Below are 16,875 nucleotides of genomic sequence, written 5' to 3'. Positions count from 1 at the left end.
CAAATCATTGATTAACTGCTCAGTATATGTTGCCGGAGCGCTTAATAGCAAAATTTGAACAGATGAAGATATTGGTAACTTTTAGAACAATGAACGGGCAAAGGACCTTGCTGGAAATTTGCTTTGACAAAGATGCAGAAATTATCTTTATGGAAGATTATCCCGCTGACATGCGGGGTAACCTTCTATCTGATACAGATATTATATTATCGTGGAATCCGGAACAAGAAGGACTTTTTAGCGCCGGAATAACGTCTGAAAGGGTGAAGTTTATTCAACTGCTATCTGCCGGTTACGATCATATTAATTTAGAATCGTTCCCCAAAGAAATAAAAATCGCCGCCAACCAGGGAGCTTATGCTTCCCCCATGGCAGAACATGCTGCTGCCATGATGCTTGCCTTATCCAAAAGGTTATTTGTTTATCACAATCAGTTGGCCGAAGAAAAATTTAATCAACTAAAGAGTTTTACAAAATCGGTGAATAATGCGGTACTTGGGATTATTGGTTTTGGCTCAATTGGAAAAGCTACCTCTCGATTGATGAATCCTTTCGGCGTAAGGATTCTTGCATTAAATAAAACAGGCAAGACCGATGAAGAGGTTGAGTTTATCGGAACTTTGAAAGACCTGGACTATGTGCTTAAAAATTGTGATATTCTTTTAATTGCCTGCCCGCTTAATGATGAAACAAACGGATTGATAAACAAACATAAACTGGAAATAATGAAAGATGATGCAGTATTGATAAATGTTGCAAGAGGACAGATATTAGATGAGCAGGACCTTTATGAACACCTTAAAAGTCATCCAAACTTTTATGCCGGCATTGATGCCTGGTGGGTAGAACCGTTTAAATATGGCAAGTTCGTGATCAACTACCCTTTTTTCGAATTGCCAAATTTACTTGGTTCGCCGCATAATTCGGCCATGGTTGATGATGCAATCCTAAAAGGAACTGAAAAGGCAGCCAAAAATGTGATAAGGTTTATTAATAATGAAAAAATAGTGGGATTGATTAATTAATCCCATAGAGTGTAATTTTAAAAGGAAATAAAATGAAACGAATATGAGGAAATCTTTTTTACACAGAGGAATAATTATTTGGGAGCCCATCTGGATCTGTCAATTAAAAAACAAATTATAAACACATGAAGATCCCGGATGAATTTCAATATTTGACACCTTATAACATGAATTCCTATACCTATTCGTTTGTTTCTGGTAAGCAACAGAAATACATCGAGTTACAATACTATCGTGATGAGAATTCGTTAAAATTTTACGCCAGAGTTTTATTTCATGTTGAAACACAAGGAGCTCCGGGAATTGTTCATGGTGGCGCCATTGCATCTGTATTGGATGAAACAATGGGAGCGGTATCTTTTTTGAACAAAATGCCTGCTGTTACTGCCAGCTTAACTGTAAATTATCACAGACCTTTACCTGTCGAAAAAACTGTATATATTATTACTCAAGTCGAAAAAACGGAAGGTAGGAAAATTTACATAATTGGGAAAATGGTTGATAAAAACCAGAGGCTTTTTGCCGACTCAAAGGGAATTTTTGTGAAAGTACCGAATGAAAGAATCGGTTTATAAACTAACAATTTAAAATAGCAAGTTATGATCAAAATTGGAATTATCACAGGTAGTACCCGTCCGGGACGCAACGCTGAACAAGTTGCTAAATGGGTATATGATTTTGCATTAAAAAGAAATGATGCAGAATATGAATTAGTTGACCTTAAAGACTACAATTTACCTTTGCTTGATGAAGCTTATCCGGCTTCCTTTGGCCAATATTCGAATGAACATACAAAAGCCTGGGCAGAAAAAATTAAATCGCTCGATGCTTTTATATTTGTCAACGGAGAATATAACCACTCGATACCCGGCGCCTTAAAAAATGCATTGGACTATTTGTATGCTGAATGGAACAATAAAGCGGCCGGTTTTGTAAGTTATGGTTCTGCAGGTGGTGCAAGAGCAGTGGAGCACCTTCGGCTGGTTTTGAGTGAATTACAAGTAGCTCATGTTCGCAATCAAGTATTGCTGTCGTTGTTTACCGATTTCGAAAACTTTAGTGTTTTTAAACCTGTACCAATACATTCTGACAACTTAAAAACAATGTTAGACCAATTGAATAGCTGGGGAAATGCTTTAAAAACACTAAGAAAATAATTACAGATTTATGAAAAATATGCCTGTATATTTCATCCCTCACGGTGGTGGCCCATGGCATGTGATGGACGATGCTATGGGTGACCCTGCGGGAACATTAATGGGAGTTAATGTTTCGGGCTATAAATTCGGATAACCCAATGGTATTAATGTTAAAAAACAAAAAGCATGAAATCAGTAGTAACAATCTATTCCGACAATATTTGTCCGTTTTGCACTATCGGATCCAAACGTTTAAGAATTTTGCAAAACGAATTGGATTTTGATGTGCATTGGCGCCCCTTTGAAATACACCCCGATACGCCAAAAGAAGGTAAGTTGACAGCTGAATATTTTAAGAACCACGATGCGGGGCAAATGAAGCAATACATTGAAAATTTCGGGAAAGATGTTGGAATGAAATTAAATGGCAAATTACTGGCAAACTCAAAGCTAAGCCTTGCAGCCAACAACTTTGCCAGCGAGAAAGGCAAATTCCCTGAATTTCATGAAGCCGTGTTCAAAGCAAATTTTGAGGACGGCAAAAATATTGGCGAAATCACTGTTTTATTGGATATTGCTGAAGAAGTAGGAATAGATACTCAGGAGTTGAAAACATACCTTGAAGACGAAGCCAACCTGAAGAAGGTGGACGAAAGTTCAAAAGAAGCACAAATGCTGGGAATTACTGGTGTACCAACTTTTATCTTAAACAATAAAGTACTGGTTGGGGCCCAGCCCATTGAAGTAATTCGGGAATTCATTCAGAATAATAGTTGACAATTTATAAACACATGAAAATTTTAATAACAGGTTCAACCGGACACTTAGGAGGTGCAACCATTGATTTTTTAATCAAAAAAATTCCGGCAAATAGTATCGCGGCTTTGGCCCGCAACAGCGAAAAGGCAAAAACCTTAGCAGAAAAAGGGGTTGATGTACGAATTGGCAATTACGATGACTACCAATCCCTGGTAAAAGCTTTTCAGGGAATCGATAAACTTTTGCTTATTTCAGCCAGTGAGCTAATCAACCGTTCAGCGCAGCATATCAACGCCATTAATGCCGCTAAAGAAGCCGGTGTGAAGCACATTGTTTATACCAGTTTTATCCGCCAGAAAGACGATCCAAATTCCGCATTGTGGTTTATTGCCAAAGACCATGTGGAAACAGAAAAACATTTAGTACAGACAGGGATTCCATATACGTTGTTTAAAAATGGCTTTTACATGGATATGGTTACTGATTTTATCGGAACCAACGTGTTGGAAACCCAAACTATTTTTCTACCAGCAGGCAAAGGAAAAGTAAACTTTGCTCTGCGAAATGAAATAGCAGAAGCCCTTGCCAATGTGCTTACAACCGAAGGGCACGGAAATAAATCGTACAATATTGGCGGTGAAACAACCGTTTCGTTTCGCGAAATAGCCGATTGTCTTACTGAAATTTCAGGAAAGAAAATTAGCTATATCTCGCCCGATGTGGAAACTTATAAGCAGGAATTATCAAAACATAATATGCCTGAACAGGCAGTTAATATGGTTGCCGCTTTTGCAGTTGCCTTTAGCGAAAATGCAATGGATGTTCCAAGTAAAGATCTTAATAATTTATTAGGACGAAATGCAACCGATGTTAAAACCTTCCTATCAGAAACTTTCAAAAAATAGTCATAACCCATTAAATTTAAAAATGATGACAACAGAAATTTCAAAAACAAGAAAAATAGCCGCATGGGTAATTGCAGGCTCATTAACAGCACTCTATTTATTTAGTGCAATTGGGAAATTATTCCTTCAGCCCGAACAAATGGAACAAATGAACTTAGCCGATTGGCGAATTATTATTGCCCTTGGTGAAATTGTTTCTGCCTTATTGTTCTTGTTTCCAAAAACAAATAAGTTTGGAACTTTACTATTGAGTTCTTACATGGGAGGGGCCATTATCATCCATATGACAGGTGCTACTAGCATTGCAATGCCAGTGGTTGTTCTTCTTTTTGTATGGGTAGGTTTCTATTTAAGAAATCCTAATTTTTTTAAACTAAAATAAAAATGTCTATCGAAGAAGAAATTAATGGAAGGTTTCGGAATGAATACCACAAGGGACTTATCAATTTGATATATACTGCTAAATTGTTAAGTTATGAGTTTCATAAGTCCCTTAAAGCACGCGGACTTGCCGAACAGCAGTACAACGTTTTAAGAATACTTCGTGGTTTTCGTTCCCAGGCACCTCTTTCTATTGGTTTTATAAAACAGCGAATGCTTGACAAAGATTCGGATGTAAGCCGAATTGTTGACAGACTTTTTGAAAAAGGATTGCTTAGCCGGAAGGAAAATCCGGACGACAGGCGGCAAAAATCTGTCGAAATTACAACAAAGGGCTTGGTATTATTGGATAAGATGTTCAATTGTGAACAGAAAGCCGATACTTTATTGAAAAATTTATCTATGGACGAAGTTAAACAATTGAATTACTTGATAGATAAAATAAGAGAGAATAAAGAATAATGCACATGGTGGTAATACTACTGGTATAACCAACTTGACCATAGACAAAGGAAAGGGTTCAGACGATTAATAATTATAGTACTTGTACTTTTGGTTATTGCCATTATTCAAGTAATTCCGGATAATAGGCCTGAATTAATCAAAACACTGGATGCAAGATTTTTAGGAGGAGAATGGACTGATTACAGCCATGAGTATTTCAACATTAATTATGGCCCTGAACAGCCTCTATATCAACATGATAAAATGTGGGTGTATTACTATCCCAAGGAAACTTCACAATAAGGGTAGCAAAAAGCAATAATCAAATATTCGAAATATCAGAAGGCAAAGAGAAAAGATAACATGGTTTAATATTCTTCCCCCCAATAAACATCAATATCCTTTGCTACAATTTCGTCCTCTACAAAGTCTTTGAATTCATCGTTATCAAGATGTCTTACTTTTTCATCAACAGGATGCTCATTCCCCCAATAGGTCTGTTCCCTATAGCCTTTAAGATTTTTTTCCAAAATTTCATTTCTATCCAGGGGGTGAATATCCTGAAGACTATCATAATGTTGAGAGGAATTTGATATTGGAAAATCAAAGTCCTTGGAACTGGTCGGATGTTGTGTTGAGGGAGATGATGAAATATATTCTTTCTTATCAAAATTGGATTTAACGAGTAAGACAATAAAAACGAATAGAAATAGCGGTAGAATTGATACTATTTTATGTTTCTTTTTCATGATCGGAGCACTATTTCAATGACTTGATAAAATTAGAAAAATGTTTTTACACTTTCTCTTCTTCGCTCCGCCGATTTTCATAGACACGAATCTAACCACTTAAAAGAAATTCAATATGCAAGACTACGATTGGACTCATTTTTGTTAAGGATAATACTTAAATTTAGCTGGCCAAAAAGATCTTTCAACTATAAAAATGAATCCATTAGAAACAATAAAATTATCAATCATGAAAGCAAGTAAACTAATTTTGATCCTCCTTCTTTTTTCGGTGAGTAGTTTTGCACAAACAGAACCCAACCCCTTGCATTCAACTCCTTATATTGAAGTAACCGGAGAGGGTGAACTGGAAATTGTTCCGAACGAAATTTTTCTTCAATTTACCCTGAAAGAACGATACGACGGGAAAACCAAAATCAATATTGAAGACCTGGAGAAAAAGATGAAACAGCATCTGAAAGTCAATAAATTTGACCTGTCCAAGCTTTCGCTGGCTGATGCTGACGCCAACTTTGTAACCATCAAACGAAAAAATAAGGATGTGCTGGCTTCAAAAGATTTTATTATAGAGGTCAGCTCGACGCAGGAACTTGCCGATGTTTGGGAAATTCTGGATGAGATTGACGCAGCCAATGCGCACGTTCAACGGGTTGATCACAGCGAGATGGAAGATTTCAAAAAAGAGGTAAAAATAAAAGCGATCAAAAATGCCAAAGAGAAAGCTTCTTATCTGCTAGAAGCTGTAGATGAACAAGTTGGCCGGGCCTTATTTATTCAGGAACGCGAAAATTACAGCCAGCCCTTTGCTGAAAAAATGATGATCAGAGGCGTGGCTTCTTTTCAGAATGACGAACTTGAAATTGCGGATGAACCGGCCATCTCCTTCAAAAAAATCAAATTGACATACAAAGTTTTTGCCCGATTTGCCATCGAAGGACATCCTGTGGAACTGCTAAACCCGTAATTTCGGGAACACGATTGCAACTTGACATCGTTTGCAACCCGTAAACCAATTCAACGATGAAAACTTCGATGATTATTTTTCTGCTACTATTTTCCGCGTCGGCCTTCTCGCAATCACCAGCCTTTGAAAAGAATGCGATGCTTGGACGGGGAATCAACCTGGGCAATATATTTGAAGCCCCGGACGAAACAGCCTGGGGCAACCCTTTTCAGGACAATTACCTGAAACAAATTGCCGATTTGGGCTTCGATCATGTGCGCATTCCCATTCGATGGGAAACCGCCGCCCGAAGCATGGCTGAATCGCCTTATACGATTGACCCTTTATTTTTGGAGCGAATTCAGCATGTTGTCGATTTGGCACTTGAACACCAGCTTCATGTCATTATCAACATGCACCACCACGAAGCGCTGTTTGAGCAGCCGGATGATCAAAAAGCACGCTTTTTAGCCATGTGGGATCAAATCGCCAGCTATTTCTCGGATTATCCGGACCATCTGATTTTTGAAATTTTGAACGAACCGCATGGCCAACTGACCGCCTCCAAATGGAATCTTTTTTTGGCTGATGCCATTCATACAATCCGAAGCAGCAACCCGACCCGATTTCTGTTGGTTGGCACTGCCGAATGGGGCGGCCTGGGCGGCTTATCAAAATTGCAACTGCCCGCCGACGACCGCCTCATTTTGACCATTCACTATTATAATCCTTTTTCTTTCACACATCAGGGAGCTGAATGGTCGGGCGATGAAGCACAGAAATGGCTCGGAACCAGATGGATGGACACCGAAAGTGAGCGGCAACAGATTCAGTCAGATTTTGCCCCAGCCATTCAGTATCGCGAAACCCATCAAATACCGATTCATGTGGGCGAATTTGGCGCCTACTCCAAAGCCGATATGGAATCGCGGGCACGCTGGACAACTTATTTGGCGCGCTATTTCGAGTCGCAGGACTTTAGCTGGGCTTATTGGGAATACAGCGCAGGATTTGGAATCTACGATCGGGCAAACCAGTCGTTTTACACCGAACTTGTTGATGCACTGCTCCATAACGAGATGCCCGAACCGACACCAGTAAATTTCGAAGAACTTTTTAAAACTGATTTTCAAAACGATGGCGATTGGGAAGGGTGGAACCTGAACAACTCGAATGGCGCTTCCTCGGCAGGATTGGTTAGCCAGGGAGTTCTGACCATCGACATTGAAAACGGGGGAACACAAGCGTGGCACATCCAGCTGGCCTATCCGGGCTTGCTGCTAGAGGAAGGAAAGACCTACGAAATCCGAATCCTCGCCACGGCCGAAACCAATCGTTCCATCACGGCTTACGCAGGTATGAACCGTGATCCCTGGAATTCTTACAGCGGATATGAAACTTTAAATTTAGGCCCGGCACCACAACTTTTCACGATAAATTTTCAAATGCCAAGCAGCACGGACAACCAGGCACGGCTGGTTCTGGATTTAGGTTATTCGAAAATCCCGGTTATCCTGCACGAAGTTGCTTTATACGAAGTTAGTTTCGTGACAGAAAGCCCGGACACGATTGTACAAACCTCTTTTTTTTATCCAAACCCAACCAGCGGACTCGTTAACTTCTCTACCGCCGATAGCGCCAGCATCATCTCCGTGCATACTTATCAAGGCAGCCTGATTTGGCAGCAACAAATGCCTTTAAGCCAGCAAATCAACCTGGAAAAGCTTCCCACCGGACGCTACATTATTCGCTGGCAATCAAGAGGAAAAATGCAGGCTGGCAAACTCATCAAACAAGCGTCACCCCGTTTTTAACGGGCTGCTGCCACTTCTTCTTGGCTTACTGCTTCCAAATCGTTACCAAAACTCATTCGCACATACGAAATCACATCGGCAATCTGCTCATCAGACAAGAAGTCATGGGCAGGCATCAAACTGTTGTACACTTCACCATTTACCGTAATTTCTCCACTTTGTCCGTTTAACATCAATTCAATCATCTTGTCCTTATCGGCAATCCATTCGTTTGGACTGAGTGGAGGAAACATGCCTGGAACTCCAGAACCATCGGACTGGTGACAAGTCAGGCAATATTTTTGATAGACCGCCTTTCCCGGATGTGGCTCTCCCAGAGCTTGGGTGCCGGTCACGTCAGATAATTCTTTCGGATTTTCAGATTGTTCTTGATTGTTGTTCGCAGATTTTTTTCCGCTGCAAGAACCAAGTACGAAGACGAATAACATGATTGAATAAAAATAGAACTGTCTCACTACGAATGCATTTTCATTTATAAATTGAATTAATTGGCCGGATTATACATGATCCGCCACACGCGCCCTTTCACGTCGTCGGTAACAAACAACGAACCGTCGGGTCCCTGCGCCAAACCACACGGACGATATTGAGCATCGGCGGGGCTGTTCACCGGACTAACACCGGCAAATCCATCGGCAAATATTTCCCAGTCCCCGGACGGAATCTTCCCTTCAAAGGGAACAAAAACGACGTAGTAGCCTTCCTGCACTTCGGGCGCCCGGTTCCACGAACCGTGAAACGCAATGAATGCGCCGTTCTGATACCGTTCGGGGAACATGTCGCCCGTATAGAAAAGCAAATCATTGGGTGCCACATGTGCGGGGAAAGCCAAAATCGGATCGTCCTTGGCAGCGCACACGCCCACCTCAGTTCCATCGCCACCATATTCGGGCCCCAACACTTTTTGCTGTGTAATGGGATCGTAATAACAGTACGGCCATCCAAAATCCGATCCTTCTTCAACCAGTAGCAACTCCTCTGCCGGGAGCTCAGCACTTTGCTTCTCATCATAAAGCTCCGGGAAAAACTGGTGCAACTGATCGCGCCCGTGCTGTAAGGCATACAAGGTATTTTCTGCGCCATTCCAGTCAACGGCTACGGCGTGCCGAATTCCGGTGGCATACCTCAGGCCGTCTTCCACCTGGTCCTGTTTCAATTGATCAGCCCGGAACTGCCAGATCCCACCATGCCGTTCCAGCAAAGGACAAGGATCCATGCCGGGCGAGCCCTTGGTTCGGGTTTGTTCCATGCAGGCGTTTGAAGGCGCACCAACCGTCACATATAAATTTCCTGCCTGATCAAAAGTCAGGGGTTTGGCAGCATGCTGATTATTGATCGGCAAGCCGGTTACTACAATTTCCTCCCCGTCGTGAGGAAGAAGCTGGCCGTAAACCATTGGGTATCGAACCACCAGGGTGTCCGATCCAAAATAAAGGTGGTTGTTCCAGAAAGCAATTCCCGTTCCGTGATGCCTTCCAAAGTATTGAATTAAATCGGCACGGCCATCGTTTGTGGTATCACGCAGGCAGGCAATTCCGCCGCCCTTGTGCAACCGGTTCAGCGAAATGTAAATATCGCCCTGATCATTCACCTGAATATGCCGGGCCGGGCCCAGGTCGTCGGCCACTACCAAGGCACAAAAATCCTCGGGCAGGGTCAATCCGCCGTTGTCCGAATCGGCCGTAATGGTATTAATTTTATGCGATCCACTGTTGCATGACACAAACACCACCGCCAACAGCAAAAGATTGATGAACTTCATCACACAGTTTCTTTTTTTAAACAATTATAAACCAATATCTTACAGCACATTCTACTTTCTGAAAGCTTCAGAGAAAAAGAACGTCAAGCTGCAATTTTTCGTTTAGAAGAAAACAAGGCACAAGTTGATTTGTTTAGGATTTTCGCGCATCGAAAACAGAGGAAAGCCCAATGAACAGCATAGAAACGCTGATTCGGTGCCCGTTGATGATTCTGTCAGCGCAAAAAAACAGGTCGTTTCAGCACAACACTGAAACGACCTGTAAAGACGGACTCATCTCGTTATTTTTCAACAAGCTATAACGCTGTTGATTTTTTGTTCTTGACAACCAGGTACAACACGATAAAAATCACAATTAAAATAAGCGGCAAAACCGACATATTGCGAAGTGTGATTTGAGGGCCCGCAGTTTCGATCGATTTTCCCATAATTGGCAACACCATGGACGTAGCCACAAAGCCGGCACCACCTAAAATTGACATTCCCAAAGCCCCGCTTTTCGGAATATATTCCGAGGCAACACCAATCATGGTTGGCCAAAAATAGCAAACGCCAACGGCAAAAACGGCTGCAGCGCCCAAGGTCATGGCGGCACCACTCGAAATACTTAGCAAAAGCAAACCAATGGTGGCGATGACAGCTGAGCCCAGCAATACGCCAATCGGATTTAAGCGATGAATCAATCCACCGGCAAAGAAACGTCCAACCGCCATGATTCCGGTAACCACCACCAGAATGATCATCGGGTTAATCCCATTGGTCATCAGCAGGGCATTAATCCACTGTGTCGTGCCCAGCTCCGTTGAAGCCGTGAGCAACATGGCCAACAGGACCAAAGGAAAAATCAGGCTGATCTTATTCACCAATCGCCCTTCAACAACAACCAAAACAACAATAGCCGCCACAATCAAATACGGCCACGTGCTGTCAAAATTTAAACTCATCGACGGGATCGACGCGGCCAAAATCATTAACAACACGGTTGCAATAATTGTGTAGGGAGCCCCAATATTGCGCATCATTTCCTTATAGGAAACGCCACTCGTTACACGCTCAGTTTCCGGAATTTTTTGTCCCAGGAAAAGAAAACCATAAATGGCCAGCGGAATAAACAGCAGGCTAACCAGAATTTCCCAGCGCAAGCCGGCCACGTCCATCACCAACCAGGCCAATACGCCGCCAATGACGATTCCGCCCGGAAACCAAACGTGAAAACGGTTCAGCATTTTCGTTTTATTATTCGGAAATAAAGTAGCAACCAAAGGGTTACATGCGGCTTCAACACTACCATTTCCGAACCCGATAAAAACGTTGGCAACAAACAAGGAAGTCATATCGCGGGCCAGCAGCAGCAAAATAATACCAACCACATGCATTCCAAATGCCAGCCAAACAATCGTACGGGTTTTTACCAGGTCGATAATAAATCCACCAAAAAACATGGCCAGCGCAAAGCCCCAAAATGCCGGACCAAAAGCATAACCAACCTGCTCCTTGGTCAGTCCATAATCGGTTGAAAATACCCCTTCAATTTTTGCCCGAATAGCAAAAGTGATGGCTGTCACCAGCAAAGCCAGGCAACTGGCAATAAATAGTCTTTTTTGATTCACGTTCTCCATAAATTAAGATTTTAGTTTATTTGATTAGATCTAATTATTTTGAAAGATACAGCAAGGCATTTTGCAACAACCTGCGGTAATTGGGGTTTTCGTAACTCGATTTGCCATGCCCGGGTTGCAGGTAAATTACTTTCGACGCGCCGTAAGTATGTTCCCAGCCAATGATCGGACTACTCTCCCGATGATTGGTTCCCAGCAACGGGGTCACATCGGGCGATACCCAGGTGTTTCCGTAAACTTCATCAAACAGGGTAAAATCCTTTAAGCCCGAAGTGACCGGATGTTCAGGCGCCAGCAGCCGAACCGGAATATTGGTATCGTGCAGATAAGTGGAAAAACCATTCTCCGGCGTGTTTTTATAACGTTCCTGGTCGTAATACCGGCCACCCACAATGTTTTGAAATTCATCCCATTCCTGATACGAGACCAGCGCATGATGCAAAAACAGCATCGGCTTTCCTTGCTCAAGCAATTTTAAAAAAGCTGCCTGCTCGTCGTTCGAAATCTCTTGAAACATGTCATAAAAAGCAAGCACATCATATTGCTCAAAGCCAGTTTCCAGCATCAGCTGGTTAGCTTTGGGCTGAACCAGTTCTTCCCAGACAATTTGCTCCAGCGAGTCGAACAAGCCGGCAAAGGCTTGCCGGTCAAAATCATGTCCTCCAGTAACCACCAAAACTTCAGTTTTTTGACCGATTCCAGCCAAACAGAGCAACAAAAACACACCAGACAATACAATCTTTCTCATCGTATTCTTTATCATAAATCAGCCAACAAAAGAGAACGGAACAGAACACCCCGCGCGCAATTCGAAGCCATTCAATTAATTTTCTGAACCGATTCACGACTGATTTTCGTTCAATCGGCCCTAAAAATAAAAAAAATGTGTGTCGGCGCGTTTTAAATTAATACGTTATAAAACACCTTTCATTTTTATGCCGGTCAAAACGAATCAAAATCCGATTTTCCTTTGAATACGCAACTTTTTTTATAAAATTGATCTCTAATATATCATGCATTAAGTTTGCTAGTTGACAAGGAATGAACTCAGCGGATAAAAACATACGGAAACAACTGACCAAGTGGGTATTAATACTTGCTTCGGGACTGCTACTGCTTGGGCTCGTGCTTCTCGCAATCTTTGCTGAAAGATTGGTCAAAGACGAACTCAACGCGCAGTTGCAGGGAAATACCGCAGGTGTTTACTCGTTAAACGTCGAAGACTTATCGGTCAATCTGTTTACCCGGAGTATCGTTTTGACTAAAATTGAGGTCAAAAAGCAAAACGATTCAACCAGCATCGACTTTTTGAATGCACAGACTCTTGCTTTCCGACGAATCAATCTGCTGCAACTTATGCTCGAAAAGAAGCTGCATATAAAAAAGTTGCAAATCGATTCGCCGGCCTGGAATATGCCCCGGGATACGACAGCAACAGCAAAAGAGCAAAGCCCCTTCAGCTTTGTCAGGCAACTCAAATCGCTTTTCAACCGGCATCTTGAATCCATTTCCATCGATCAGATTGAACTGACGAATGCGGGTATTCTCAGTGAACAGCTGGTGGACGAAAATCAAAGAGACCGCCTGGCCGAGCTCAACTTCAACGTCGAAGTTTCGAATTTTCAGACCGACTCGTCAATGATCAAACGACGTGTTGGCTTTTTTGAAGCCGACGATATTTTTCTGGGCATCGATAACTACCAAAGAGCCTTGGGCGACAGCATCCACCAACTCAACATACAAAAAATTCAGTATTCATTGAAAAACAAAGACATTAAGGGCATAAAAATCAAGCTGGCTCCTACTTCAAATAAGCAGCAAAACAATACCCAGTACTTTGTTGAAATACCTGACATCCGGATCAAATCAGATCAATTCAACAAGCTCTTTCAAACGGACAGCATTCAAATTGACTCTTTGTTTTTGCACAAAGCCGACATAAAAGTGATGCCCCGGAAAGATGCACCCGAAATAAATTTGAAGCAGGTCAAGGCCTTCGATTTGTTTCAGCTGGTTGAAGGCGAATTCGACCAGCTATCGATTTTGCACCTGGCAATGAATGCCCGGAAACTGCAGATTGAAAGAAAAAACGACGACAAGCTCAGCATTCAGGAGTTTTATGACCTGGATGTTCAGCTCGACAGTTTTGTGCTCAACGACCACTCGTTTAATGATCCCAACCGGATTTTATATTCTGAAAACCTCTACCTGCATATTGACAATTACTACCTGTTGATGAATGACGAGGTGCACCGGTTTGATGCGACCAACATTGTTGCCAACACCAGAAACAACTACATCCAGGCCGACCAGCTGCAACTCAAACCAAGTTTGAACCCGGCCACCGAAATCACCACGGTTGACATGATGTGCGACAGTATTCGCTTAATGGACATTGACCTGAAAAAGCTGTTCCACTTGCGCGAGATGCCCTTGCAGTCGGTTTTGGCCTTCCAGCCGGAAGTCATTATTAACCAAGGCGAAAAAAAGCGAAAAGAACAAATTGAAACCAACAGTTTGCTGTACCACTTCATCCGAAATTACATTAAAGGGGTTTATGCCAACGTGGTTGAATTTAACAATGGAAGGCTGGTAATTAACAATGAGGATGGGCCGCAACGTTCCGGCGAAATTTCGTCCGACTTCAACTTTAAGCTCACCGACTTTTCCTTAGACTCCATCAGTGCGGAACGAACCGACAAACTCTTTTTTGCCACCAACATCGATTTGACTTTTTCCAACTACAACATGAAATTGATCGACCAAATCCATCGTTTAAAGGTCGATGAAATTGTCGTGTCGTCGCACACAAACAGGGTTGGCATGAAAAACCTGCACTTGTTTCCCGATGCCCCGGGACGAAATGCCCGCTTGCTGAAACGCTACAATCGATCACAGATTTACGACATCAAAATTCCGGCGCTCGTTTTAAGTAACACGAACATCCATCAGGCTTTTTTCAGAAAAAACCTGCGAATTAATAACTTTTCAATTGTTGAGCCCAGTATTTATCTTGAAGTTTTCTCGAATCCCGAAAACAGGAGAAAAAAAACAAGTCCCCGCGAATTATATGAATTGCTGAACAACTATATCGAAAATATATCGATTGGAAAAATAGAGGCACCCAACGGCAATATCGAACTGGTAACACACAGCCGGCGCGGAAAAACCAGCTCATTCAACAACAAGTTTAGCGTTGAGCTGGAGAACTTTCTTCTCAATGAAACCGAGATTGAAAAAGATCGCTTGTTCTTTGCCGATGATTTCGAATTGAAAATTGAAAACCAGCTATTTCAGCTGTCCGATGATGTGCACAACCTGCAAGCCAGCGAAATCGGCATTTCATCAAAAAAATCTGAAATCTACATCCGGAACGCCATTTTGTACCCCGACATCAGCAGCCGCATCTACGGCGATCTGCCCTTGCATTTTCACATCAACATTCCGGAAATCAAACTACAAGGTATTGATTTGGAAGAGGCCTATTTTGAACAGAAACTTGACGTGGACCGCTTTTTAATTCAACAGCCAACCATCAACTTGTATCGTTCGCAGGCACAGCGGAAACAAGTGGTTTTCCAGGATATTGAAGTTCCGCTGCCCAAAGAGATGCAGCGGCTGATGATTGGTCAGTTTAAATTAAATGACGGACAGATCACCATTTATCATACCGATGAGCTGAAAGAATCGAAAGTGCTGACTTCGGGCATTGCCATGACTGGCGACAACAACAGCCTGATCAGCCGGGGAATGAACCAGCCTGCCACTTTTGAGTCCGACAACATCTCGACGACATTGACCCAGGTTGTTTTCAAACCCGAAAAAGGAAACGTGGATTATACCGCTGATCAGCTTCATTTTTCGACCCTGGGGAAAAACCTGACCGTTGATAACTTGATGTTGATCAATACTAACGATCAATCGAAACAGGGATTTGTTCAACTAAAAGTTCCAAAACTTAAGTTTGAACAAGTGGATGTTGAACAGGTCCTGAACGAAAAACGATTTCAATTTAAGTCCATTCAAGCGGAGAAACCGAGTTTAACCGTTCGGACAAACGGATCCGGCGACTCGAAGATCAACCTGTACCAATTAAAAATCCCGTCGGATATTTCTCCACTTGTCGGTGAAATCGCCGCACAGAATATTCAGCTCAATGAGGCCGAGCTGATCCGAATTGGTCCAAATCAAACAAAAAATTATCCAAATCTCGAAATTGAAATGCACGAATTTGCCTTGGACACCATAGCTGCAGATCGGTTGTTAGGCGCCAAATCAGTGAAGCTGAACCTGAAGAACTATGCTTTTTCGGACCAGGCCAAGCAGTACAATTTTCATTTGGGCGACATCCAGTTCAGCAACCTGAACAACCACCTGTCCATTGCCGATATCAAAATTAATCCACGGTACAGCAAACAGCAATTTCAGTCAGTTATTCCCTTTGAGGCCGACCATTACCAGGGAAACATCCAGCATCTGGACTTGCTGAATCTGGACATTAAACGGTGGTTCAATCAGGGTGAGCTGACGGCTTCGGAATTAATTGCCAGTGGAGGATCTTTGCATATTTATCGCGATAAACGAACACCGGACGACACCAACAGACAATCGAAATTGCCACAGGAGTTGATCAAAAATCTGGAAATTCCCTTTTATTTTGACAGCCTGAAACTTCGCGATTACAGCATCCGGTACGAAGAACAAACCGAGGACAGGCCCTTACCCGGCTTGGTCTATTTTGAGGACCTGAACATCCGGGCATTCCCGGTAACCAACCTGCCCTATTTGCTAAATTCAAAACCCCAATTGTTTGTAAAAGCCAGTGCCATGCTGATGGGCGAAGCCTTGCTCGAAACAAGCATGACCTACGATCTTCTCTCACCCACCAACCAATTTACGGTGAGCGGGCATATTCAACCTTTCGACTTAACGGCGTTGAACCCGGTTACCCGAAACGCAGCAGGAATTGCTGTTCGTTCAGGCCAGCTCAACCGATTCGATTTCGACTTTACCGCCAACCAAACCCAGGCCGACGGAAAACTTCGATTTGCTTACGACGATCTAAAAATCACCATTCTGGAACAGAAGGACGGCGATACGAAAGAAGCAAAATTCCTGAGTTTTTTAACCAATAGTTTGGTCTTGAAATCAAAACATCCGCGCACCCGCATTCTGCTGCCCGATGATATTCATTTCAAAAGAGATCCACAAAAGTCAGTTGTGAACTACTGGTGGAAGTCGATTTTTAGCGGCGCAAAAAACACATTCGGAATTAAAGAAAATGAAGACGAATAACATCTTTAAATTCGACAAAAAAAATTACATTTACACTCCT

General features: G+C 42.4%; 15 protein-coding genes. 10 read left to right on the top strand and 5 right to left on the bottom strand.

Annotated features, from left to right (window positions below):
* Positions 1-62: 62 nt before the first annotated feature.
* The 7 genes from NC99_RS01810 to NC99_RS01780 all read left to right on the top strand — a co-directional run bounded on the left by NC99_RS01810 (position 63) and on the right by NC99_RS01780 (position 4,671).
* Positions 63-1,025, top strand: coding sequence for a 2-hydroxyacid dehydrogenase (locus tag NC99_RS01810; protein WP_158869012.1), 963 nt, complete (start codon positions 63-65; stop codon positions 1,023-1,025).
* A gap of 125 nt (positions 1,026-1,150) precedes the next feature.
* A complete protein-coding gene (locus NC99_RS01805; protein WP_053179236.1) occupies positions 1,151-1,600 on the top strand; it encodes a PaaI family thioesterase in 450 nt (149 codons plus the stop codon).
* Positions 1,601-1,624: 24 nt separating this feature from the next.
* Positions 1,625-2,182 carry an NADPH-dependent FMN reductase gene (locus NC99_RS01800; protein WP_053179234.1) on the top strand — a complete coding sequence of 186 codons (558 nt, stop codon included), beginning with the start codon at positions 1,625-1,627 and terminating at the stop codon, positions 2,180-2,182.
* A 168-nt stretch (positions 2,183-2,350) separates the two neighbouring features.
* Positions 2,351-2,941: a DsbA family oxidoreductase gene (locus NC99_RS01795; RefSeq protein WP_082326254.1), complete on the top strand. Its 591-nt coding sequence runs from the start codon at positions 2,351-2,353 to the stop codon at positions 2,939-2,941.
* 14 nt (positions 2,942-2,955) lie between these two features.
* A complete protein-coding gene (locus tag NC99_RS01790) occupies positions 2,956-3,828 on the top strand; it encodes an SDR family oxidoreductase (protein ID WP_053179231.1) in 873 nt (290 codons plus the stop codon).
* Between the two features lie 22 nt (positions 3,829-3,850).
* Positions 3,851-4,210, top strand: a complete 360-nt coding sequence (locus NC99_RS01785; protein WP_239684388.1) for a DoxX family protein — start codon at positions 3,851-3,853, stop codon at positions 4,208-4,210.
* Positions 4,211-4,212: 2 nt separating this feature from the next.
* Entirely contained in the window at positions 4,213-4,671 is a 459-nt protein-coding gene (locus NC99_RS01780) for a MarR family winged helix-turn-helix transcriptional regulator (RefSeq protein WP_053179230.1), read from the top strand.
* A 350-nt stretch (positions 4,672-5,021) separates the two neighbouring features.
* Here the strand turns inward: NC99_RS01780 and NC99_RS01775 are convergent, their stop codons facing one another.
* Positions 5,022-5,402: a hypothetical protein gene (locus NC99_RS01775; protein ID WP_053179229.1), complete on the bottom strand. Its 381-nt coding sequence runs from the start codon at positions 5,400-5,402 to the stop codon at positions 5,022-5,024.
* 229 nt (positions 5,403-5,631) lie between these two features.
* Between NC99_RS01775 and NC99_RS01770 the strand changes: the two genes are divergently transcribed.
* Both NC99_RS01770 and NC99_RS01765 read left to right on the top strand, forming a co-directional pair.
* Positions 5,632-6,366, top strand: a complete 735-nt coding sequence (locus NC99_RS01770; protein WP_053179227.1) for an SIMPL domain-containing protein — start codon at positions 5,632-5,634, stop codon at positions 6,364-6,366.
* A gap of 56 nt (positions 6,367-6,422) precedes the next feature.
* Positions 6,423-8,159, top strand: a complete 1,737-nt coding sequence (locus NC99_RS01765; RefSeq protein ID WP_053179225.1) for a cellulase family glycosylhydrolase — start codon at positions 6,423-6,425, stop codon at positions 8,157-8,159.
* On the opposite strand, the gene NC99_RS01760 is transcribed toward NC99_RS01765, so the two are convergent.
* From NC99_RS01760 to NC99_RS01745, 4 genes are all read right to left on the bottom strand, one after another.
* Positions 8,156-8,614, bottom strand: coding sequence for a c-type cytochrome (locus NC99_RS01760; protein ID WP_204374867.1), 459 nt, complete (start codon positions 8,612-8,614; stop codon positions 8,156-8,158). The two genes, NC99_RS01765 and NC99_RS01760, sit on opposite strands and share 4 nt — an antisense overlap.
* Positions 8,615-8,643: 29 nt before the next feature.
* Complete coding sequence (locus NC99_RS01755; protein WP_053179223.1) at positions 8,644-9,921, bottom strand: PQQ-dependent sugar dehydrogenase; 1,278 nt, start codon at positions 9,919-9,921, stop codon at positions 8,644-8,646.
* A gap of 296 nt (positions 9,922-10,217) precedes the next feature.
* Positions 10,218-11,540: an MFS transporter gene (locus NC99_RS01750; RefSeq protein ID WP_053179221.1), complete on the bottom strand. Its 1,323-nt coding sequence runs from the start codon at positions 11,538-11,540 to the stop codon at positions 10,218-10,220.
* Positions 11,541-11,574: 34 nt separating this feature from the next.
* A complete protein-coding gene (locus tag NC99_RS01745; RefSeq protein WP_053179219.1) occupies positions 11,575-12,288 on the bottom strand; it encodes a ThuA domain-containing protein in 714 nt (237 codons plus the stop codon).
* Positions 12,289-12,581: 293 nt separating this feature from the next.
* Between NC99_RS01745 and NC99_RS01740 the strand changes: the two genes are divergently transcribed.
* Positions 12,582-16,835 carry a hypothetical protein gene (locus NC99_RS01740; RefSeq protein ID WP_053179217.1) on the top strand — a complete coding sequence of 1,418 codons (4,254 nt, stop codon included), beginning with the start codon at positions 12,582-12,584 and terminating at the stop codon, positions 16,833-16,835.
* The last annotated feature ends 40 nt before the right edge of the window (positions 16,836-16,875 follow it).

It is taken from the genome of Sunxiuqinia dokdonensis, assembly GCF_001270965.1.
Taxonomy (GTDB): Bacteria; Bacteroidota; Bacteroidia; order Bacteroidales; family Prolixibacteraceae; genus Sunxiuqinia; species Sunxiuqinia dokdonensis.
This window is presented reverse-complemented; position numbering and strand designations above follow the sequence as displayed.